This window comes from Rubellimicrobium thermophilum DSM 16684, from assembly GCF_000442315.1.
GTDB classification, from domain to species: Bacteria; Pseudomonadota; Alphaproteobacteria; order Rhodobacterales; family Rhodobacteraceae; genus Rubellimicrobium; species Rubellimicrobium thermophilum.
On the sequence record NZ_KE557324.1, the window covers coordinates 120,096 to 141,744 of the forward strand.

The 21,649-nt window shown below is 68.5% G+C and carries 19 protein-coding genes and 3 pseudogenes; 8 read left to right on the forward strand and 14 right to left on the reverse strand.

Annotation, left to right across the window (positions count from 1 at the left end):
• Positions 1–73 precede the first annotated feature (73 nt).
• A complete protein-coding gene (locus RUTHE_RS12930; protein WP_021098894.1) occupies positions 74–1,102 on the reverse strand; it encodes a sterol desaturase family protein in 1,029 nt (342 codons plus the stop codon).
• Between the two features lie 174 nt (positions 1,103–1,276).
• On the opposite strand from RUTHE_RS12930, the gene RUTHE_RS12935 reads away from it, so the two are divergent.
• The 3 genes and pseudogenes from RUTHE_RS12935 (at position 1,277) to RUTHE_RS12945 (ending at position 4,942) form a co-directional block, all read left to right on the forward strand.
• Complete coding sequence (locus RUTHE_RS12935; protein WP_021098895.1) at positions 1,277–2,305, forward strand: LacI family DNA-binding transcriptional regulator; 1,029 nt, start codon at positions 1,277–1,279, stop codon at positions 2,303–2,305.
• 237 nt (positions 2,306–2,542) lie between these two features.
• A pseudogene (gene zapE / locus RUTHE_RS12940) lies at positions 2,543–3,588 on the forward strand (cell division protein ZapE); the annotation flags it as partial.
• Positions 3,589–3,667: 79 nt separating this feature from the next.
• Positions 3,668–4,942: a 4-aminobutyrate--2-oxoglutarate transaminase gene (locus tag RUTHE_RS12945; protein ID WP_021098897.1), complete on the forward strand. Its 1,275-nt coding sequence runs from the start codon at positions 3,668–3,670 to the stop codon at positions 4,940–4,942.
• An 83-nt stretch (positions 4,943–5,025) separates the two neighbouring features.
• Here RUTHE_RS12945 and RUTHE_RS12950 read toward each other — a convergent pair whose 3' ends face one another.
• The 6 genes from RUTHE_RS12950 to RUTHE_RS12965 all read right to left on the reverse strand — a co-directional run bounded on the left by RUTHE_RS12950 (position 5,026) and on the right by RUTHE_RS12965 (position 10,443).
• Positions 5,026–5,769: a trypsin-like serine peptidase gene (locus RUTHE_RS12950; protein ID WP_342662254.1), complete on the reverse strand. Its 744-nt coding sequence runs from the start codon at positions 5,767–5,769 to the stop codon at positions 5,026–5,028.
• A gap of 79 nt (positions 5,770–5,848) precedes the next feature.
• On the reverse strand, positions 5,849–6,598 hold the full coding sequence (locus RUTHE_RS17750) for a hypothetical protein (protein WP_245542243.1): 750 nt from the start codon (positions 6,596–6,598) through the stop codon (positions 5,849–5,851).
• A gap of 89 nt (positions 6,599–6,687) precedes the next feature.
• A complete protein-coding gene (locus tag RUTHE_RS18050; protein WP_281167475.1) occupies positions 6,688–7,122 on the reverse strand; it encodes an ABC transporter permease in 435 nt (144 codons plus the stop codon).
• A complete protein-coding gene (locus RUTHE_RS18055) occupies positions 7,122–7,643 on the reverse strand; it encodes an ABC transporter permease (protein WP_021098901.1) in 522 nt (173 codons plus the stop codon). Before RUTHE_RS18055 ends, RUTHE_RS18050 begins: the two co-directional genes overlap by 1 nt.
• A 36-nt stretch (positions 7,644–7,679) precedes the next feature.
• On the reverse strand, positions 7,680–9,182 hold the full coding sequence (locus tag RUTHE_RS12960) for a sugar ABC transporter ATP-binding protein (RefSeq protein WP_245542244.1): 1,503 nt from the start codon (positions 9,180–9,182) through the stop codon (positions 7,680–7,682).
• A 139-nt stretch (positions 9,183–9,321) separates the two neighbouring features.
• On the reverse strand, positions 9,322–10,443 hold the full coding sequence (locus RUTHE_RS12965) for a sugar ABC transporter substrate-binding protein (protein ID WP_021098903.1): 1,122 nt from the start codon (positions 10,441–10,443) through the stop codon (positions 9,322–9,324).
• A gap of 233 nt (positions 10,444–10,676) precedes the next feature.
• Here RUTHE_RS12965 and RUTHE_RS18670 point away from each other — a divergent pair.
• Positions 10,677–11,165: pseudogene (locus RUTHE_RS18670) on the forward strand (LacI family DNA-binding transcriptional regulator); the annotation flags it as partial.
• 37 nt (positions 11,166–11,202) lie between these two features.
• Positions 11,203–11,703, forward strand: a complete 501-nt coding sequence (locus tag RUTHE_RS18060) for a substrate-binding domain-containing protein (protein ID WP_021098904.1) — start codon at positions 11,203–11,205, stop codon at positions 11,701–11,703.
• A 67-nt stretch (positions 11,704–11,770) separates the two neighbouring features.
• On the opposite strand, the gene RUTHE_RS12975 is transcribed toward RUTHE_RS18060, so the two are convergent.
• The 6 genes and pseudogenes from RUTHE_RS12975 to leuC all read right to left on the reverse strand — a co-directional run bounded on the left by RUTHE_RS12975 (position 11,771) and on the right by leuC (position 16,309).
• Entirely contained in the window at positions 11,771–12,460 is a 690-nt protein-coding gene (locus RUTHE_RS12975; protein ID WP_021098905.1) for a 3-hydroxyacyl-CoA dehydrogenase NAD-binding domain-containing protein, read from the reverse strand.
• Positions 12,461–12,491: 31 nt separating this feature from the next.
• Positions 12,492–12,707, reverse strand: a pseudogene (locus tag RUTHE_RS17760) (3-hydroxyacyl-CoA dehydrogenase NAD-binding domain-containing protein); the annotation flags it as partial.
• 15 nt (positions 12,708–12,722) lie between these two features.
• Positions 12,723–13,595: an isocitrate lyase/PEP mutase family protein gene (locus RUTHE_RS12980; protein ID WP_021098907.1), complete on the reverse strand. Its 873-nt coding sequence runs from the start codon at positions 13,593–13,595 to the stop codon at positions 12,723–12,725.
• A 4-nt stretch (positions 13,596–13,599) separates the two neighbouring features.
• A complete protein-coding gene (locus RUTHE_RS12985) occupies positions 13,600–14,226 on the reverse strand; it encodes an isochorismatase family protein (RefSeq protein WP_021098908.1) in 627 nt (208 codons plus the stop codon).
• Positions 14,219–14,878 (reverse strand): 3-isopropylmalate dehydratase small subunit, encoded by a 660-nt coding sequence (leuD, locus tag RUTHE_RS12990; RefSeq protein ID WP_021098909.1) that lies wholly within the window; start codon positions 14,876–14,878, stop codon positions 14,219–14,221. The genes RUTHE_RS12985 and leuD overlap by 8 nt, the downstream gene beginning before the upstream one ends.
• Before the next feature lie 3 nt (positions 14,879–14,881).
• Positions 14,882–16,309 (reverse strand): 3-isopropylmalate dehydratase large subunit, encoded by a 1,428-nt coding sequence (gene leuC / locus RUTHE_RS12995; RefSeq protein ID WP_021098910.1) that lies wholly within the window; start codon positions 16,307–16,309, stop codon positions 14,882–14,884.
• A 164-nt stretch (positions 16,310–16,473) separates the two neighbouring features.
• Between leuC and RUTHE_RS18065 the strand changes: the two genes are divergently transcribed.
• From RUTHE_RS18065 to RUTHE_RS13005, 3 genes are read left to right on the forward strand one after another with little or no spacing between them, the layout of a single operon-like run.
• Entirely contained in the window at positions 16,474–17,367 is an 894-nt protein-coding gene (locus tag RUTHE_RS18065) for a hydantoinase/oxoprolinase N-terminal domain-containing protein (RefSeq protein WP_021098911.1), read from the forward strand.
• Positions 17,364–18,530: a hydantoinase/oxoprolinase family protein gene (locus RUTHE_RS18070; RefSeq protein ID WP_021098912.1), complete on the forward strand. Its 1,167-nt coding sequence runs from the start codon at positions 17,364–17,366 to the stop codon at positions 18,528–18,530. Before RUTHE_RS18065 ends, RUTHE_RS18070 begins: the two co-directional genes overlap by 4 nt.
• A 2-nt stretch (positions 18,531–18,532) precedes the next feature.
• The gene (locus RUTHE_RS13005; protein WP_021098913.1) at positions 18,533–20,311 is read left to right on the forward strand and encodes a hydantoinase B/oxoprolinase family protein; all 1,779 of its coding nucleotides are present in this window, start codon (positions 18,533–18,535) and stop codon (positions 20,309–20,311) included.
• A 72-nt stretch (positions 20,312–20,383) separates the two neighbouring features.
• Here the strand turns inward: RUTHE_RS13005 and RUTHE_RS13010 are convergent, their stop codons facing one another.
• Positions 20,384–21,544: an iron-containing alcohol dehydrogenase gene (locus tag RUTHE_RS13010; protein WP_021098914.1), complete on the reverse strand. Its 1,161-nt coding sequence runs from the start codon at positions 21,542–21,544 to the stop codon at positions 20,384–20,386.
• Positions 21,545–21,649: the final 105 nt, after the last annotated feature.

A 21,649-nucleotide genomic window follows, 5' to 3' on the forward strand; every position in this document is an offset into this window, starting at 1 on the left:
CGCAGGGGCCCGGGATCGGCGCCGCCCCTCCTCCCGGGTCGGCGCGTCCTGTCCTGGGGCGGTGCGGGCCGCCTCATTCCGCGGGGGTGTCGGCGGGGCTGCGGGAGCGCTGGCGCGCTTTCTTGCGGCGGAAGCGCTCCTTCATACGTTCGTCGGCTTCCTTCGAACCGTCGTGCCAGGTGCCGAAGAGGATATCGAGGGGCACCAGGCCGTCGCCGCCGTAATTCACCTCGAAATACTTGTGGTGCAGGTAGTGGACATAGGCATGGCTATCGAGCAGCCGCTCGCCGGGCATCTCGAACTTTTCGAAGCCCAGATGGCCGTTGATCGCTCCGAATCCCACCGAATGCAGCGTGAAATAGGCGCAGACGGGATTGGAGGGGATGAGCAGATGGAGCCAGGCCTCGGCCATGTAGAAGAACCCCTCCACCGGATGCATCGACAGGCTCGACCAGGGGCTCGGATTGATCGAGTTGTGATGCACCGAATGCACCCACCTGTAGAGGAAGGGGGTGTGGATCAGCCGGTGCAGGAAGAAGAAGTAGATCTCGTGCACGAAGGGCACGGCCAGGGTCACCGCCGACAGCCAGAGCCAGTGCGTGCCCCAGGGCAGCCAGACCGCCCAGCTATTGGCATAGGCCCACAGCATCACGATTTCGACGACCGTCCAGAGCGGGACCGTGACGAAGATCGTGCGCAGGAAGTTGTCGAGGTTCTGGCTCTTGAACCAGAACACGTCCGAGGGGGCCTCGGAGGGGAATTTCGGATTGTACTTGAAGCGCCGTCCCTGGACCCGCCGGACATAGTAGACCAGCTCGAACCCCCCGAAGAAGAGGAGGATGCCGGCCGCATTCAGACCGTAGAGCCACAGCCAGTTGCGCAGCGACAGGGTTTGCAGGCTGGTCCAGTCGGGGATCAGGACATGCACCCACAGAAGTGCCGTGGCCAGATGGAAGGCATTCCACGGCCAGAGGAATTCCGGAATCCAGGCGATCACCCTGCGCAGGCTGAAGGGGCGCTGCCAGAGGGGGGCAGGCTGAGCGGGCTGCAGGGGATGGAAATGGCCGCGCTTGTCGCGCGTGCCAAAGCGCAGATCGTCCATGACGGGCCTCCTCCGCAGATGCGGTTGCCTTCCGGGCACCGGCATCCTTGGCATGGTGCTTGTCCGATGGCACTTAATGCGTCAATAATTGATCAAGATATCCAGAAGATTTCGTCTCATCCTCTCATGAGGACGTCAGTCTGTGATACGAATTGAAACGTCAATGACACTTTCATGAAACGACCAACCCTTCCCGATCTGGCGCGGGCTGCCGGCGTCTCCCTCTCGACGGTCAACCGCGTGCTGCACGATCCCGCCGCCGTGCGCCCGGTCACGCGCGAACGCGTCCTCGCCGCGGCCGAGGCCATCGGCTTCTATGGCCTCGGCACAATCCGCCACGGTATGCAGGCGGCGCAGCCGCATTACAGGCTCGGCATCCTGCTGTTGCAGAACCGGCGCCGCTTCTATCGCCGGCTGGGCGAGGCCCTGACCGCCGAGGCCGCCCGCTGGCGCGAGGCGCGGATCGATCTCGATCTGGTCTTCCTCGAGGATCTCACCCCCGAACATGTCGCCGAGCGGCTGAGGGAGCTCGCCTGTCGTTGCGAATCCATCGCCCTGGTGTCCGCGCAGCATCCCGTCATTGCCCAGGCCATTGACGACGTCGGCGCCCGGGACGTGCCGGTGACCGGCCTCATCACACCGCTCACGGCGACGGCCGCGGTCAGCTTTGTCGGCCTGGACAACTGGAAGGTGGGGCGTACCGCGGCCTGGGCCTTCCACCACATGCTGCCCCGCCCGGGCAAGATCGGGATCCTGCTGGGCAGCCACCGCTACCGCAACCAGGAGCTCAACGAAGCCGGCTTCCGGTCCTATTTCCGCGAACATGATCCGCGCTTTGTCCTTCTCGATCCGCTCTCCACCTATGAGGAGGCCGCCGTAGCGCGCGAGCATGTCGAAACCCTGCTGCGTACCCATCCCGATCTGTCCGGACTGTTCCTGTCGGGCGGCGGGATCACGGGGGCGCTTGCGGCGCTGGCGGCCATCCCCCGGCGCGAGGGCTTCGTCGTCGTCGGCTACGAGCTGTTCGACGACACCCGCGCCGCCCTGCTGGACGGACGGCTGACCATGGTCCTGTCCCATCCGGTCGAGGCGATGGCCCGCGAAACCCTCGCGACGCTGATCCGGACCCGGCTGGCCGGTCCGGGGGCGGGGGCGCAGTCGGTCACGCTGAACTTCGACATCCATACTGCCGAGAACATCTGAGACCCCGGGCAGCCGGGCATTTCATCCCGGATCCCGTCCTTCCTGTCGCCCGATCGCCATCCGGACCTGGCTTCCGCCCTGAGCCGAGCCCCGACCTTGCGAGATCAGCCGTGGAGACCCGTTTCGGCTCTGGCCCCCGCTGACCGTCCTGTGCCATCTGGGGGGGGCGTGCTCTGCCCGCGCTGGCTGTTCCTCGCAGCGGCGGAGCATCATGATCGCCCTCTATGACGGAGCCGCATGACACCCTCCGACCTCTACCGGCAGCGCCTCGACAGGGGGCGCCTGACCCCCGATCCCGCGCAGCAGGCCGTGCTGCCGATCCTCGACCGCCTGGCGGCGACCCTTCTCGATCCGCCACGCAAGGGGCTGCTGCGCCGGCCGCAAAGGGTGAAGGGCCTCTATCTCTGGGGAAGCGTGGGTACGGGCAAGTCCATGCTCATGGATCTCCTGCTCGAGGCGCTGGGCGTGCGCATCCCCGTCCGGCGCGAGCATTTCCACGCCTTCATGCAATGGGTGCAGGCGGCGCTGGGTCGGGCGCGCAAGGCGGGACGGCGGACGCCATCCTGCCTGTGGCCGACGAGATCGCGGCCTCGGCTCGCCTCCTTGCGCTCGACGAGATGCAGGTCACGGACATCGCCGACGCGATGATCCTGGGCCGACTGTTCGAACGGCTCTGGGCACAGGGGGTCACGCTGGTGACCACCTCCAACCGCCCCCCCGGCGATCTCTACAAGGACGGGCTGAACCGGCATCTGTTCCTGCCCTTCATCGCCATGATCGAGGCGGAATGCGAGACGGTCGAACTGTCATCGGGCACCGATCACCGCCGTGGGCGACTGATGGGGGCGCGGCGCTATTTCTGCCCCGTGGACGCAGCCGCGCGCGCGGCGATGGCAGCGGTCTGGGACGATATCGCCGGCGGAGAGTCCCGCCCGCTTGTGCTGCGCGTCATGGGGCGGGAACTGGACCTGCCCGCCTTCCACAACGGTGCGGCACGCGCCAGCTTCTATGATCTCTGCGGCCGTCCGCTCGGGCCGGCGGACTATCTCGCGCTTGCCGCCGCGGTGCGGGTGCTGCTCATCGACGAGATCCCGCAACTGGGCAGCGAGAACTTCAACCAGGCCCGCCGCTTCGTGACGCTGATCGACGCGCTCTACGAAGCGCGGGTGACCCTCTTCGCTTCGGCCGCAGCGCCGCCCGACCGGCTCTATGTCGAAGGCGAGGGCGCCTTCGAATTCGCGCGCACCGCCTCGCGCCTGATGGAGATGCAGGCCGCGGACTGGCCCGAAGGTCGTCGCCCCCGCTCTGGCGGGGCAGGCCCCGCCCATGCCATAAGGCAGCCCGGAACCGGAGGGGAGCCCCATGCAGAACGCCGAAATCGCCGAGCGCCGCAAGACCGCCATCGCACGGGGCGTCGGCATGCAGACGCAGATCTATGTCGAACGTGCCGAAAATGCCGAGGTCTGGGATGTCGAAGGGCGGCGCTACATCGATTTTGCCGCCGGCATCGCCGTGATCAACACCGGCCACCGCCACCCCAAGGTGATGGCCGCCGTCGCAGCCCAGCTCGAGCGGTTCACCCATACCTGCCATCAGGTGCTGCCCTACGAGAGCTACATCGCCCTGGGCGAACGGCTCAATGCCCTGGTGCCGGGCGATTTCGAGAAACGCACCGTCTTTGTCACCACCGGGGCCGAGGCCGTCGAGAATGCGGTCAAGATCGCCCGCATCGCCACCGGACGCAGCGCCGTCATCGCCTTTGGCGGCGCCTTCCACGGCCGCACCTTCATGGGCATGGCACTGACCGGCAAGGTCCAGCCCTACAAGGCCGGCTTCGGCCCCATGATGCCGGATGTCTACCACGTCCCCTTCCCGATCGGCCTGCACGGGACATCGACCGCCGATGCCCTGACGGGGATCCAGAAGCTCTTCAAGGCCGATCTCGACCCGGCACGCGTGGCCGCGATCATCATCGAGCCGGTGCAGGGCGAGGGGGGCTTCTACCAGGCCCCCGCCGAGCTGATGCGCGGCCTGCGGACGCTGTGCGACGAACACGGGATCGTCCTCATCGCCGATGAAGTGCAGACCGGCTTTGCCCGCACCGGCAAGCTCTTTGCCATGGAGCATTACGACGTGGTGCCCGACCTCACCTGCATGGCCAAGGGCCTGGGCGGCGGGCTCCCCATCGCCGCCGTCACGGGGCGCGCCTCGATCATGGATGCAGCCCATCCCGGCGGCCTCGGCGGCACCTACGGGGGCAACCCCCTCGGCATCGCCGCCGCCCATGCCGTGCTGGACGTGATCGAGGAGGAAGGCCTCTGCGACAGGGCCAACGCCCTGGGCAGCCGGCTGCGCCAGCGGCTCGAGGCGATGCGCGAGCGTGTGCCCGAGATCGCCGAAGTGCGCGGTCCCGGCTTCATGGTCGCCGTGGAGTTCAACCGCCCCGGCGAAGGAGCCCCCCATCCCGACTTTGCCAACCGCGTCAAGGCCGAGGCGCAGGCGCGCGGCCTGATCCTGCTGACCTGCGGCGTCCATGGGAATGTGATCCGCTTCCTCGCGCCGATCACCATCCCCGATGCGGTCTTTGCCGAGGCGCTCGACATCCTCGAGGAGGCGATGCTGGCCGCCCGGAGCTGATCCGCCCGCGCCCGGCAGAGCCCGCCGACAGGGGGAAGGGCGGCAGGGATCAGGGCGGCGGGGATCAGGGCGGCGGGGCGTGGTCATTCGGCCCCCTCCTCAGCCGCCCCCTCTGCCGCAAGGGCATCAGCCACCGCCTGGGCAAAGGCACGGCTATCCACAGCCAGCGTGCCCCCCGCAAAGGCGCCGCCCTTGGTTTCGGGGTCGAAGAACTGACTCTCCACGGCGATAATGGCCCATCCCGCATCTGTCTGGAGCAGGAGCGGAGAGCCCGAATCGCCCCGCGTCGTGTCGCATTCGTGCAGGATCGAGTGGTCCGGGCGCACCATCGTCACGCGGCAGGCACGATGCCCGGACAGGTTTTCGCCCGTGTCCCAGGAATAGCCCGCCTGATCCACCACAAGCCCCGTGCGGCGGACCTGGGCAATCTCCTCGGCGGTGAGGACATGGACGGGCAACGCCCCGAGTACGACACCCAGATCACGGTCGATCGTGACCAGCGCCCAGTCGAATCCTTCCTCCCCTTCGGACTTGAGGTAATCGGGCGGGAAGGTCGCGGCGACGACCCGGGCCTTGCCCTGGCGCCGGCCCTGTTGCAGCCCGGCCTCGAAGATCTGCGGCAGGGCAAGATGGCCCTCTTCGTCCAGCACGCAATGGGCGGCCGTCAGCACCGTGCGACGGCCCACCAGCGTGCCGGTGCAGCCGCCCCCGTCGGCCAGGGTCAGCAGCCCCACCGCCCGGAAGGGCAGCACGGTCGTATCCACGAGATAGCGGTCGTCGCGGCCGAAGAAGTGATCCATCGCCTCGGCCGGGCGCAGGCGGCCCATGCAGTCGGCGGTATCGGTCAGCGCCTCGCAGCGGCCATCGCCCTGGAACTCGGCCGAGGAGGGCTCGTTGCAGACCCCGTCAAAGGCCGTGATGCAGCTGTTGTCGCGATGGCGCAGCCAGGCGACAGGGGCGCAATCCGTCGTGTCGGTGCCGTCGGCGCAGACGCCGGTGCCGATCCCCGGCTCGTCGCAGGCGCGATCCGAGGCCCAGCGACAGGAATCGTCGCCCCCGCGCAAAGCCCCGGCAATCGGTTGCATCCGTCCCGGCCGGGCAGGCCCCGGTGCCGCCGAAGGCCGCATCATCGCATTCCAGATCATTCGCCCATTCGCAGCTGTCCGTCCCCAGACGGGCCCGCACATCGGCAGGCAGAAGGGCGAACAGCGCCTCGAGCGCCTCGGCCCGGGTGGGGACGCCACGGCAATCCGTCGTGTCCGTGCCGTCGCGGCAGGCGGAGGAGACGCCGTCAAGGCGAGGTTCGTCGCATTCCCCGTCCAGTGCCCATTCGCAGGAATCGTCGAAGGCCCCGGAGGCGAGAATCGCGCAATCGAAACTGTCCGTTCCGTCGGCGCAGGCGCCGGTGCCGCCGAAGCGAGCCTCATCGCATTCGTTGTCGCGGGCGTATTCGCAGGAATCGGGGCCATCCTGTGCCGCCACCGGCATGGCGGACAGGGCCATCATGAACACCGACAGCAGGGCAGGGCCGAGACGCAGAAGCGCAGGCAGGACAGGGCAGGCAGACATGAGGACACTCCCGCACGCCGCAACGGCGCGACGCAGCGGCAGGATGCCGGCGCGGGGCGCGTCTGTCACGGGGGTGGGGAGGGTCACGGCATGGTTCCTTCTGCGATTCGAGCGATGGAAGAAGGATACCGCGGAAAGGTTAAGATTCCGTTTACGCGAACGCCGCCCCCCAAGGATCAGCCGATGTCCGACACCTCGCGCCGCCGGGTGATCTGGGAGATCGTCACGGCCAGGATGAGCGCTGCGCCGTTGAAGACATTCGTGACCCAGAGCGGAATGCCCATCATGGTCAGGCCGGTGATGCCGGTGGCCAGGAAATAGACCGCAACCAGCGCCCCCCAGGGATTGAAGCGGCCGGGAATGATCGCGGTTGCCCCCAGGAAGGCGGCGGCAAAGGCCGGCAGCAGGAAGTTGAGGCCCGAATAGGGATCGGCCGAACCCAGCACACCGGCATAGAGGATCCCCGCCGCGGCTGAGAGAAGCCCGGAGACCACCAGCGCCCCGGCCCGCACCCGGTCCACGGCGATGCCGTTGAGGCGCGCCACCTCGCGCCCGCGGCCGACGAAGAGGAGGCGCCGTCCCAGTGGCGTGAAGTCGAAGACATAGGCCATCACCAGCGCCGCCACGAGCGCATAGTAGAAGGCCAGCGGCACCCCCAGCAGGCGCGTGCCCACCACCGCCTGCACCAGCGAGGGGGCACGCCGCTGATGCTCGAGGAATTGGTCATCCACTGGACCAGACCGGAGATGAGCGAGGTCGTCCCCAGCGTGACCACCAGCGAGGGCACGCGGAAGACCAGGATGAAGAGGGCATTCACGAGCCCCACCGCCATCCCCGACAGCAGCGCCATGACCAGAACCACCCCGATCGGCCAGCCATGCCAGACATTCAGCACCCCGATCAGGCAGGAGGAGAGCGTCAGCGACGCCCCCACCGACAGGTCGTAGTCGCCCGCCGTCAGCGGCACGATGATCGCCATCGCCAGCAGCAGCGCCGGCGCGTAGGAGGCCAGCATGATCGAGAAATTGCCCCATCGCAGGAAGGACTGCGGCATCAGGGCTCCGAAGAAGACGATCAGCATCCCCCAGGCGAGAAGGAGGGCTGTGCGCTCGAACATCCGTCGGTAGTTCATGATGGGTCTTGCCTGTCTGTCCGTGATGGGGCGACCTCAGGCGCGAAGGCGGGCAGGGGCGCTGGCAGGCCGGGATGGGGCGGGGCGGTCCGGGTCGAGCCGGGCCGAGGCATAGCACGCCTCGGCAATTCCCGATCGGGTCAGGCGGCTGCCCGTGATCTCGGTGCAGATGCGGCCGCGGGCGAAGACAAGGACGCGGTCGCAGATCTCGGCCAGCTGTTCGGCATCGGAGCTGGCGCAGAGCACGGTCATGCCTTCGGCTGCCGCGCGGCGCAGGGCCTCGAAGATCAGCGCCCGCGTGCCCACATCGACCCCCTGGGTCGGCTCGTCGAGCAGCAGCAGGCGCGGCGTCCGGTTCATCCAGCGGGCGAGCATCACCTTCTGGGCATTGCCCCCCGACAGGGCGGCGAGCGGCAGATCGGGATCGTTGGGGCGCAGTTCGAAGCGGGTTCCCAGATCCCGCGCCTCCTGCCGCATGCGGGCCCGGCGCAGGATGCCCCGGCGCATGAAGCGATCCAGATCGGAAAGGAACATGTTCTCGGCCACGGGAAGGCTGCCGATCCCCCCCGCCCTGTTGCGGTCGCCCGGCAGCAGCGCCAGACCCTGCTCGAGCGCCCGTGCCGGCGTCATGGCCACGAGAGGCTGTTCCGCCCCGCCGTCCAGACGCAGATGCCCCCCCTTCGCCCGCCGCGCCCCGAAGAGCAGATAGGGCACCTCCTCATAGCCCGAGCCGATCAGTCCGGTCAGGCCGAGGATCTCTCCCCGGCCGATGGACAGATCGCAGGGCGGCAGCCGCGGGCCTTCGGCACCCCGGATCTCGGCCAGGGGTGGGAACCGGCGGGGTGTGCCCTGACGGGGGCCTTCGCGCCGGGCCAGCCGCCGCCCCACGATCAGTTCGACGAAATCGTCATGCCCGGCATCGCGCGTCACCAGGTGACCAGCCACCACGCCGTCGCGCAGGACGGTGGCGCGGTCGGTGATCTCGCGCACCTCGTCGATATCGTGAGAGATGAAGACGACGCTCGATCCCGTCCGGACGATACCGCGCACCAGATCGAAGAGGCGGGCCACCCCCTCCTGCGGGAGGAAGGGCGTCGGTTCGTCCAGGATCAGCAGACCGGGCCGCCCGGTCGTGTCGCAGGCTGTGCGGATCTCCTCGAAGGCGCGGACGATGGCCAGAAGGGCGCGATCGACGGCCGACAGGCGATCCACCCGGTCCTGCGGATCGAGGGCGAGGCCGAAGCGCCCGAGCGCCTCCTGTGCGAGGCGGGTTTCCCGGCGCCAGTCGATGAAGGCCCCCCGCGCCGCGATCAGATCCGCAAGGCGGAGATTCTCGAGCACGGTCAGGCTCGGCACGAGGCCCAGGTCCTGATGCACGAAGCTCATCCCCAGCCGCCGGAAATCGCCGGGGCGCAGCGGCATCGCCACCTCTTCGCCGTTGAAGCGCATGCGTCCGCCCGGATCGGGCGCATGGAACCCGGCCAGGATCCTGACCAGCGTGGACTTGCCCGATCCGTTCTTGCCCAGCAGGCCATGCACCTCGCCGGGGGCGACAGAGAGGGCGACGCGGTCGAGGGCGCGCGCCCCCCGAAGCTCTTGCTCAGGCCGGAGAGTTCGAGCACCGGGGGCGCCCCGGCCGGGGCAGGCGTCTCGCCGCGGAGGGGCGCGGAAGCGGCCATCAGCCGTCCAGGCCCCACAGCGCATGGAAGCCGGCGATGTAGGCATCGCCATAGCCGGTATCGAACTGGGCGGGAACGCCCGCCGTTTCGACATTGCTGCTGTCGAAGATGTAGAAGGGCACATTCAGCGCTGTGGGCGTCTCGAGACCGCACAGATCGCGCAGATGGCCGTCCACGGTCGCATAGGCGATCCAGTCGAGGCTTTCGCCGATATCCATCGACACGACCCCTTCGCGGATGAAGTCCAGCACGAAGGGGGTGCCGTTGAAGGTCGGCACCTTGATCGTTCCTGCCGTCCCGGTCAGGCGCAGGGCCGGGACGACGAATTGCGACATCGAATCGTAGATCGGGATGACGACGTTCACATCCGGATTGGCCTGGATCGCCGACTGAACCGCGGGCTGGATCTTGGTCCCCCATTCGGTGACGCCGACATTGATCTCCTCGACGATCTCGCAGGTCGGGCAGTTGGCGGCCAGCGTGTCCTTGATGCCGGCCACGAGCGGATGCGTGGGGGGCACCTCGTTGGAGACGATCAGGACGATCCTCGCCTCTCCCCCGGTGTTCACGATCGACCAGTTGGCGAGGATCTGACCCACCTCGTTGAAATCGATGGTCAGCGAGGAGGAAACCAGTGGATGCTGTTCCATCGAGGGGTCGTAGAAATGCGAGGTCATGACCTTGACCCCGGCCTCGGTCGCGGCGCGCACCTGCGGATCCACCGTCGCCGGATCGATCCCCGAGATCAGGTCGATGATGTCGAAGCCTTCGCGGATCGCATATTCGAAGCCCTGCACCCACTGGCTGGGCTGGCCCTGGTTCTCCCACTCCACGACCTCGAGGCCGACCAGCGCCCCGGCCTCCTTCATGCGGTCGATGATCCCCTTGAGGAAGGGATTGGCCGAATTGTTGGGGATGGACAGCATCCGCCGGCCTTCGGCGCAGGCGCGCGCATCGAAGGGTTCGCCCGGTGCCTCGAAGACGGGGAGCGACTGATAGGGCGCCAGGGCTTCGGCCGCGCGTTGCAGTCCGGCCTGATCCACCTCCTGGGCGGAGGCGGGGATGGCCAGGGCCGTCAGGGCACAGGACAGAAGCAGGGCGGCGCAGGACGGACGTGTCATCGGTGATCCCCTGTTGGTGTTGGCGGATCCGGTTCCGACCCCCGGCCGGATCCTGTTTTTGAATACGCTTTCATTACTGGGGACGGGGCTCTTCTGTCAATCGGTTTTGCCGCATCGGGGCCGTGGCATGGCGACTGGACGGAAGGCGGCTTTCGCGCATTTATGCAGCAGGAACCATCGGCTGTGTCGCCGCGGCATGGCAGGACGATGGCAGTCCAGTGTGGAGAGCGATCATGAACCGGGTCCGGATCACCTCGCGCGATGTGGCGGCGCTTGCAGGGGTCTCGCAGGCGGCGGTCTCGCGCGCCTTCACGCCCGGATCGAGCCTGGCCGAGGACAAGCGGCAGCGCATCCTCGAGGCGGCGCGCAAGCTCAACTATGTGCCCAATTCGATCGCCAGCAGCCTGACCACGCGGCGCACCAACATGGTTGCCGTCATTCTCGGCACGCTCGACAATCCCTTCTATGTCCAGGTCCTGCGCATCCTCATGGAGCGGCTTCAGGCGCAGGGGCGGCACATCCTCACCTTCTCGGTCGAGAACGGGGGCGACAGCGATGCCGCGCTGATGCGCGTGCTGCGCTATCAGGTGGACGGGATCATCCTGACCGCGGCCCAGATCTCGACCCGGATGACCAGCCTCTGCCACGACCGCGGCATCCCCATCGTGCTGTTCAACCGCTATATCCCCGGCAGCGATGCCTCGGGCGTGCGCTGCGACAACGAGAAGGGGGGCCAGATGATGGCCGAAGCCTTTCTCGATGCCGGGCCGCAGCTTTGCCGTCATCAAGGGCGATCCCCGGGGCACCACGAGCCAGGACCGCCTCAGGGGGTTCACGCTGCGCCTGCTCGAAGCGGGGATCCCGCGGAGCCGCATCCTCGAGCTCGAGGGCGGATCGCTCTATGCCGGGGCCCATGCCGCCGTCCTGCGAGCCTTCCGCGAGGAGGGCCATCCCGTCCCCGATGCCATCTTCGGCATCAACGACATCATGGCCATGGGCGCGATGGACGCGCTGCGGGGCGAGATGGGCCTGCGCGTGCCGCGCGATGTCATGGTCGGCGGCTTCGACGACATCGCCGAAAGCGCGCGCTGGCCCTATCGCCTGACCACCGTGCGCCAGCCGATCGAGCAGATGGCGGAAGACGCGCTGGCAATCCTCCATCTGGACGATCCCGACCGGCCCATCGAGCCCGGCATCGATCGCCGCATCCCCCCCGTCTTCGTCTGGCGCGAGACGGTGCCGCGGCAGGTCGGCCCCTGAGGCCCCGGCCTGCCGCGCCCCGGCCGCCCGGGCCGCCCGGGCCGCGCGCGGGCAGGGATGCCCGGCGTCAGGGCTCGTCCCCCATCTCCTGCAGGCGGCGCGCGGCCAGGATGCGGCGATCGCGCCACGCCTGCCAGAGGGGAAGGGCCTCGACCGGCATGCGACGGCAGAGTTCGGCATGGATCGCAGCGGCCTGCTGCTCGGTCCAGGGATAGGTGGTGCGGGCCTCGGCCCCCATCCGCCGCATCATCGGCCCGAGCCGCGCGACGAACCCCGCAAAGCCGTCGGCGGCATTCAGATGCGCCGTCGCGAAGGGCCCCACGGACAACCAGCGCAGAGCCAGACCCTGCGTCATCACGATGTCGATCTCCTCGGCCGTGCAGTATCCTTCGCCGACAAGATGCATCGCCTCGGCCACCAGCGTGTATTGCAGGCGGTTGAGCAGGAAACCGGCGATCTCCCGCCGCAGCACGACCGGCCGCATGCCGAGCGATTCCATGAAGGCCCGTGTCCGTTCGACCGTATCGGCCGCGGTCTGGTCCGTCCCGCAGATTTCCACCAGCGGGATCAGGGCCGGCGGATTGACCGGATGGACGACAAGCGCCCGCTCCGGCCCTTCGATATCGCCCAGGAAGCTGCTGCCGGGCAGCGCGGAGGTGGAGGAGGCCAGGACCGCGTCCGCCGGCGCATGACGGGCGATCCCGGCAAGGACCTGACGCTTGACCGCGACAGTCCTCGCGCACGCTTTCCTGGACATGGGCGGCCCCTTCGACCGCCGCGGCCAGCGAAGGAGCGGTGTGGATGCGCGTCATGACCGCCGCCGCCCCCTCGGCCAGATGGCCCGCGGCCCCCAGATCGTCCAGCATCCGGCGGATGGCCGTCAGGGCCCTTGCGGCCTGGGCGGGCTCGCTGTCGAAGAGCATCACCTCGTGGCCGGCGCGGGCGAAGACGACGGCCCAGGCGCTGCCGACCATGCCGGTGCCGATACAGGCGATGCGTGCCATTTCCGTCCTCTCCCTTCAGGTGCCGTCGGTCCTCGCCCAGCGGCGTTCGAATTCCCACACCGCCGGAAAGCCGATCAGGCGGTTGAATTCGGCAAAGGAGAACAGGGGCAGGCGCGGCGAATCGGAGGTGCCCTCCTCCTTCAGCACGGTCAGGGCATTCTCGATCGCCCGGGCGGCGGCCAGTCCCGTGATCGAAGGATAGATGGCCATGGCATAGCCCATGGCCTGCAGTTCGGTCGCACTGCGGATCGGTGTGCGGCCGCCATCGGCCATGTTGGCCATCATCGGCCGGGGGATGCGGCGGCAGGCTTCGCGCATTTCCTGCTCGCTCTCGAGCGCCTCGAGAAAGACGATGTCGGCCCCCGCTTCGGCATAGGCCAGGCCGCGCCGGACGGCGCCCTCGAAGCCTTCGGCCTGGCGCGCATCGGTGCGGGCGATGATCAGCGTGTCCGGGTTGCGGCGCGCCTCGCAGGCGACCTGCACCTTCTCGACCATGTCGCGCAGGGCGATCAGCCGCTTGAAGGGCGTGTGCCCGCATTTCTTGGGAAAGTCCTGATCCTCGATCTGGATCGCGACGGCGCCGGCGGCCTCGTAGCCCTGCACGGTATGATGGACATTCAGCAGCCCGCCATAGCCGGTATCGGCATCGGCGATCACCCCCGCCTCGACGGTCCGCGCCAGCGTCGCCACGCGGTCCAGCATCTGGGTATAGGTCGCAAGGCCCGCATCGGGCAGACCATGGGCGGAGGCCGTGGTCCAGTAGCCGGAGGCATAGACGAAATCGAAGCCGACGCGATTGGCGATGACGGCCGCGATCATGTCGTGCAGGCCGGGGGCGGCGACGAAGCGGCCGGCCTCGAGGGCGGCGCGAAGGCTCTTTCTGGCCAAGGGATCAGTCCTTCAGGGATTGGAAATAGGCGAGGGTTTCGGCCTCGGAGACGACGTCGCCGTATTTGGCGTCCATGTCGAAGAGATTGGCTTCGTGCGGGGCGGGGTGGCGGTCGCCCACGGCCTCGCGCGGGATGATCGGGATGAAGCCATGGGCATTCGCATCCACGCAGGAGGCGCGGATGCAGCCCGAGGTGCTCACCCCCGTCAGGATCACCGTGTCCACGCCCCAGCAGGTCAGCGTGGCCGCCAGCGAAGTGCCGAAGAAGGCGCTGGCATGCTGCTTGGCGACGACGAGTTCGTCTTCGGCGGGCCGCAGGCCGGGGGCCCAGTCGCCCATCGGATTGCCGCGCAGGAAATGGCGCAGGGGCAGGGCCTTCTGGAAGAAGCGCCCGCCATCCAGCGCATGGGGGTGGTAGACGACATGGGTATGGACCACCGGCACGCCGGCCTGACGCGCCGCCGCGCGCAGGCGCAGGGCAGAGGCCAGGGCCTCTTCGCAGCCGGCATAGAGATCGCAGGCGGGATCAAAATAGGCGCGGACCAGATCGATCAGCAGCAGGGCCGGCCTGCGGCCGAAGCCCAGGCGTCCCCCATAGGCGCGGCGGTAGTTCTCCTGGAGGTCATCCATTGGCCGGGGTCTCCGTCAGATCGTCGAAATGGGAGAGCTGTTCGCGGGTCAGGAACAGCCAGGGGCGCTGCGCGCGCTGGCGCGCCTCGAAGGCGCCGATGGCGTCCGCGTCCTCGCGCAGCAGCAGGGCGATCTCGTCGAGGCCCTCCAGCAGGGCCTGCCGGCGATGGGGCTCGATGGCAAAGCCGATCCGTTCCCCGCCGGCCAGGCGGATCGTCTGGGCGGGCAGGTCCACGACCAGGGGGCGGGCGGCCTCGGCCTCGGCCAGGATGCGGGCATGATCGGCCGGAGGCAGGGTCACGGGCAGCAGCCCGTTTCGGAAGCAGTTGGCGTGGAAGATCTCGCCGAAGCTCGGGGCGATGATGCAGCGGATGCCGAAATCCGCCAGGGCCCAGACGGCCTGTTCGCGGCTTGATCCGATGCCGAAATCCGGCCCCGTGACGAGGATGCGTGCCCGGTCATGGGGCGGACGGTCGAGCACGAAGGGCGGGCTGCCCGGGGGGCGGGCATGGCGGCGTTCATGAAAGAGGTGCCGGCCCAGCCCCGCCCTGTCCAGCAGCAGCAGGAAGCGCGCGGGAAAGATGACATCCGTATCGATTCCGGCCTCGGGCAGGGGGGCGGCGACCGATTCGAGCGTGACGAAGGGTTCCATGGGTCAGGCCCAGTCCCGCACATCGGTCAGCCGCCCGGCGAGGGCGGCGGCCGCGGCCATTTCCGGGCTCATCAGATGGGTGCGTCCGCCCTTGCCCTGGCGTCCCTCGAAATTGCGGTTGGAGGTGGAGGCGCAGCGTTCCCCTTCGGCCAGACGGTCGTCATTCATGGCCACGCACATCGAGCAGCCCGAATCGCGCCATTCGAAGCCGGCCTCGCGGAAGACATGGTCGATCCCCTCGGCCTCGGCGGCGAGGCGGACCGCCGCCGAACCGGGGACGACGATGGCGCGCACATGGGGGGCGGCGCGGCGCCCGCGGACCACCTGTGCGGCCCGGCGCAGGTCCTCGAGCCGGGCATTGGTGCAGGAGCCGATGAAGACCCGGTCGATGCGGATGTCCCGAAGGGGGGTGCCGGGGACAAGGCCCATATAGGCCAGGCTCTGCTCCATCCGCCGGCGGCGGACGGGATCGCTGACGGCAGCCGGATCGGGGACATGGCCGGTGACGGGGGCGCAGTCCTCTGGCGTGGTGCCCCAGCTCACCTGCGGGGCGAGGTCGGAGATGTCCATGTCCACCTCGCGGTCGAAGGCGGCATCGGGATCGCTGCGCAGGCGGCGCCAGTCGGCGACGGCAGCCGCCCACCGGTCGCCCTGCGGGGCGAGGGGGCGGCCGCGCAGCCAGTCGAGCGTGCGTTCGTCCGGCGCGATCAGCGCCACGCGGCTGCCGGCCTCGATGGCCATGTTGCAGAGCGTCATGCGTCCCTCCATCGAGAGCGCCTCGACCGCCGGGCCGGCATATTCGATGGTATGGCCGGCGCCGCCGGCGATGCCGATGCGCGCGATCAGGGCCAGCACGACATCCTTCACCGTCACCCCGCGCGGCAGGCTGCCCGTCAGGCGGATACGCATCCGCTTCTGCCGGCGCTGACGCAGGGTCTGGGTGGCGAATACGCTTTCACATTCGCTGGCCCCGATGCCGAAGGCGAGGGCCCCGAAGGCGCCATGGGTGCAGGTATGGCTGTCGCCGCAGACCAGCGTGGCACCGGGCAGGGTAAAGCCCAGTTCGGGGCCGATGACATGGACGATCCCATGCCGGCGGTCGTGCATGGGGATGTAGGGAATGCCGAAATGCCGGGCATTCTGCTGCAGCCGGGCGACCTGCCGGGCGGCGAGCCCCTCGCGCAGGGGGCGGTCGCGGTGCAATGTGGGCACGGCATGATCGGCCACTGCCAGATGCGCATCGGGCCGGCGCAGCGGCAGGCCGCGAGCCTGAAGGCCGGCGAAGGCCTGCGGGCTGGACACCTCCTGCACGAGATGCCGGTCGATATAGAGCAGATCGGTGCCGTCCGCATAGGACCGGACCACATGGCTGTCCCAGATCTTGTCGTACAGCGTCCCTGCGCCCTGACCCATGGCAAGTTCCGTCTGCATTCGGGTTCCGGCCGGCCGCGCGGCATCCGGGACATCCGTCTGCCCCGCCCCCTGCGACCGGCTGCGGAAAGGTCTTGCGACCTGCCGCAACGGCAGACTAGTGTGTATTGAATACGCATTCAAGTGGCGTCGAGGAACGGACGCCGTCCGGCAGGAGAGGGAGCATGAGGCTGGGAGTCGATGTCGGTGGCACCTTCACCGATCTTCTGATGCATGATTCGAGGACAGGGCGCGTCTACCAGGCCAAGACCCCCTCCACCCCGGAGGACCAGTCGATCGGTGTCGCGAACGGGGTCCGCCTGATCTGCGAGAAGGCCGGCATCCGGCCGGAGGACATCGATCTGGTGCTGCACGGCACCACGGTGGCCACCAATGCCGTGCTCGAGGGCAAGGGGGCACGGGTCGGCCTCCTCGTCACGCAGGGATTCGAATACACCCTGCATCTGGCCAAGTCCTGGACGCCCGGGCCGCTGTTCGGCTGGATCGTCATGGACAAGCCCGAACCCTTGGCCTCGCTGGCCGATACCCGGGGCATCCCCGAACGGATCGATGCCCGGGGGCGCATCCTGCGCCCTCTCGATGAGGAGGAGGCCACCCGCCTCATCGACGATCTCTGCGGATCGGGGATCGAGGCCCTGACCATCTCGCTCATGCATTCCTACGCCAATCCGGTCCATGAGCAGCGCCTGCGCGCCATCGTGCAGCAGCGCCATCCCCATGTGCCGGTCTCGCTCTCCTCGGAGATCCTGCCCGAGTTCCGTGAATATGACCGCGCCATCACCACGGTCATGAACGATTACGGGCGGCCGATCATGACCCGCTATCTGAGCCGCATCGAGGACCGCCTGGCGGCCGAACGGGTGCGGGCGCGGCTGCACATCGTCCGCTCGGATGGCGGGCTGATGAGCGCGCGCGCCGCCGCCGACCGCCCCGTGCATACGGTGCTGTCCGGCCCGGCAGGCGGCGTCACATCGACGGTGATGCTGGCCCGGCGGACGGGCCTTGGGAATCTGCTGGCCTTCGACATGGGGGGGACAGATCCACCGATGTCTCGGTGATCCTGGACGGCCGGCCGACCATCTCGCGTTCGACGGAGGTCGGCTATTTCCCCGCAAAGGTCCCGACGCTCGATGTGCGGTCGGTCGGGGCGGGGGGCGGGTCCATCGCCGAGGTCTCGGACCTGACGAAGTCGCTTCGCGTGGGGCCGCGCAGCGCCGGGGCCCGCCCCGGGCGCTATGCCCGCGGCGGCACGGAACCGACCGTCTCGGACGCCAATGCCGTCCTGGGTTATCTGCCGCCGGTCCTGCTGGGCGGGGACATGACGCTGGATGTGGAGGCCGCCCGAGGGGCGGTGGCGGCCATCGGCGAAAAGCTCGGCCTTTCCGCGGAGGCAGCGGCGCGCGGCATCCTTCAGATCGCCAATGAGGTCATGCTGGGCGCCCTGCGGGTCATCACCGTGCAGCGCGGCCTCGATCCGCGGGATTTCGGCCTTGTGGCCTTCGGCGGCGCGGGGCCGCTGCATGCCAACGCCCTGGCCGAGCTGCTCGGCTGCTATCCGGTGGTGGTCCCGGCCAATCCCGGGGTCCTCTCGGCGCTGGGCTTTCTCGAGGCGGAGTTCAAGAACGAATTCGTGCGCAGTTTCATCCGCACCGCCCGCGGAATCGAACCCGAGGCCGTCTGGGCCGCCCTGCGGGATCTGGCCGGACAGGCCCGTGCCTGGCTGGACGAACAGGATGTCGCCGAAGCCGACCGCCGCCTGACCTTCTCGCTCGACCTGCGCTATGAACAGCAGGGCTTCGAAGTGACGGTCGATCTGCCCGATCCTGGCGCCATCGAACGGGGCGGGCCGCTCGATCCCGTCTTCGAGGCCTTCCATGCCCTGCATGAACGGCTCTACGGGGTGCGCTTCGATGTCCCGGTCGAGCTGGTCGCGCTGCGCGTGGTGGCCCATGGCGCCACCGAACCGGTGGACGAGATCCCCGTCCTGGCCGAGGCCACCGACCCGGCCGATGCCCTCATCGAGACACGACCGGCCTTCTTTGATGGCGGATGGGTGCAGACCCCCCATTACGACCGCACGAAGCTCGGCATCGGGACCCGCATCGAGGGGCCCGCCATCATCCGCCAGTATGACACCACGACCGTCCTGCTGCCCCGTCACGCCGCCGAGGTGGATCGCCACGGCAACCTTCTCATCCGTCCCCTCGCCAAGGGAGCCTGACCATGCCCGCGACCGTCGATCCCATCACGCTCGACATCATCGAGAACGCGCTCAAGAACGCCCGCTTCGAGATGGACAATGTCGTCGTGCGCATCGCCCTCTCGCCCGTGATCCGCGAACAGCACGACGAATTCCCCATGATCTGCAACGAACGCGGGCAGATGGTGGTGGGACAGTTCGGGTCCTACATCCCCGCCATCGTCGAGAAGTTCCGCGGCGACATCCATGACGGCGACGTGTTCGTCTGGAACGATCCCTATGCCTGCAAGGGATCCATCTCGCACAACAACGACTGGTGCGTGATGATGCCGATCTTCCATGACGGCGTGCTTGTGGGGTTCAGCTCCATCTTCGGCCACATGGTGGATGTGGGCGGCAAGGTGCCGGGCTCCATGCCGGTGGATGCCCACACGATCTGGGAGGAGGGGCTGCGCATTCCCCCGGTGCGCATCTACGAACGCGGCGTCCTCAACCGCGGCGTGCTCGACATCATGCTCAACAACACCCGCACGCCGGACATGAACCGCGCCGATCTGATGGCCCTGATCGCCGGCTGCCGGACGGCCGCGACACGGGTGCGCGAACTGTGCGACCGCTTTGGCCGCGAAACCTACATGGCCGCCTGCGACCTGCTGCTGGAGCGCACGCATGCCGCCATGAAGACCCTGATCGAGACCTATATCCCCGAGGAACCCGTCACCTTCGAGGACTGGGTGGATGACGACGGTCTGGGCAATGGCCCCTTCCGCATGCGCCTGTCCATCTACCGCAAGGGCGAAAAGGCCGTCTTCGACTGGACCGGCACCGATGACCAGGCCCCGGGGCCGATCAACTTCCACATCCATGAAGGGCTGTGCAAGCTGTTCTTCGGCGTCTACATGATCATGGCCTTCGACCCCTCGATCATGTTCAACGAAGGCTTCTACGACCTCTTCGAGATCGTCCTGCCGGAGGGATCGCTGCTCAATCCCCGATTCCCGGCGGCGCTGTCGAACCGGCTCAACACGCATACCCGCTTCTTCGACTGTCAGGCCGGGGCGCTGGGGCAGCGGGCCCCGCATCTGTCGATGGCCGCCGGCTATGGGACCAGCCCGCATTTCATCTTCACCGGCCATGACAGGGACGGGCGCTATTTCCAGCTGATGGAGCTGCTCTTCGGCGGCGTGCCGGGGCGGCCGCGGGGCGACGGGCTCGACGGGCACGCCTGGTGGCCGCTCTTCTCGGCCACGCCCATCGAATACATCGAGAACTATTATCCCGTCCTCGTGGAAAGCTACCGCCCGACGCGCGATTCGGGCGGGGCGGGCCTCCACCGGGGCGGATGCGGCATCGAGAAGGTCTACCGGCTTCTGGAAGACGGCCGCGTCTCCATCCAGGACGACCGCGAGATCGTCCCGCCCTGGGGCATCAATGGCGGCCTCTATGGCGGCACCTCGAGCAAGTGGATCATCCGCGCCGGATCGGGCGAACGCGAACGCCTGCCGTCCAAGAAGGACAATCTGGCGGTGAAGGCCGGCGACACGATCATCTTCATCACCGCCGGGGCCGGGGGCTGGGGCGATCCGCTTGATCGCGATCCGGCGCTGGTGGCGCGCGATGTGCGCCATGACCTCGTCTCGCCCGGGAAGGCGCGCAGCGACTATGGCGTGGTGCTGAAGGAAGACGGCAGCGTGGACGATGCCGCGACCGAGGCCCTGCGCGCCGCCATGCGGGCCGAGCGTGGAGAACCCGCGCCCTTCAGTTTCGGCTTTACCCCGCCCGAGCGCATCGCCGCACAGTAGGGACGGCCAGCCGGGATCCCGGATCAGGCGGGATCCCGGCAACGGGTCATGCCGGCCGGCCATGGAGCGGGCTCACCAGGCGGCTTCGTAGATCGCCAGGGCATCCCCTTCGGTCACGGGCCGGGGATTGTTCACAAGGAGACGGGTCTGCTGCATGGCGGCCCGCGCCATCCGGGGCAGGGCCTCGCGAGGGATGTCCAGATCGCGCAGGCGGGCAGGCAGGCCGAGGTCGCGGCACAGGCCCGCGAGGCGGTCGGCAAAGGCCAGGGCGCGGCGCTCCTCGGGCGCGATGGCCGCCAGATCGGGGAAGGCATCGGGGGCGATCCGGGCATAGGCGGCTGCCGCCGCCGGCGCATTGAAGCGCAGGACATGGGGCAGGACCAGGGCATTGGACAGCCCATGCGCCAGATGGAACATCCCTCCCAGGGGATAGGCCAGCGCATGGACCGCCGCGACCGGCGCATTGGCGAAGGCCTGCCCGGCGAGCATCGCCCCCAGCAGCATCGCCCCGCGCGCGGCCCTGTCCGATCCATCGGCCATGACCTGCCGGATATGACCGCCCAGCAGGCGCAGCGCCTCGCGCGCGAGGGCGCGGGAGAGCGGGTTGTTGTTCGGACTGGCCGAGGCATAGGCCTCGATGGCATGGACCATCGCGTCGATGCCGGTGGCGGCGGTGACGGGACCGGGCAGACCCAGCGTCAGCAGCGGATCGAGAAGCGCCAGATCGGGCAGCAGAAGGGGGCTGGAAACGCCGCGCTTCTCCTCTCCGCCGACGGTCAGGATGGCGACAGGCGTCACCTCGGAACCGGTGCCCGCCGTGGTGGGGATCAGGACGAGGGGCAGACGCGGTCCGCGGGCCCGGCCCACACCCCAGGCTTCGTCCAGCGGTTCGCCCGAACCGAGCAGCAGCGCGGCAAGCTTGGCCACGTCGAGGGAGGAGCCCCCTCCGAGGCCCACGACCCCGGTCACGGCGGCCTGCCGGCCGGCCGCCACGGCCCGGTGCAGCGTGGCTTCGGCCGGATCGGGTTCGACGGCGTCGAAGATCGTGACATGGCTGCCGGCCGTCTCGAGCTGGCGGCGGGCGGGATCGATCAGTCCGAGCCGTCGCAGCCCCGGATCCGTCACCAGCAGGATCCGCGGGCCGAGCCGTGCCGCAGCAAGGCGTGCGAGGTCCTCGACGGCGCCTTCGGCGAAACGGATTGCAGGAACGGTATGAAACTGGAAGGCCTGCATGATTCGCTCTCCGCTGCAAGGTTTTGAATACGGTTGCACAGAGAGCGCAGGGAAGAAAGTCCACGCCTTTGTCCCGACGCGGGCAAGGCCGGGCCGGGCTGAGGT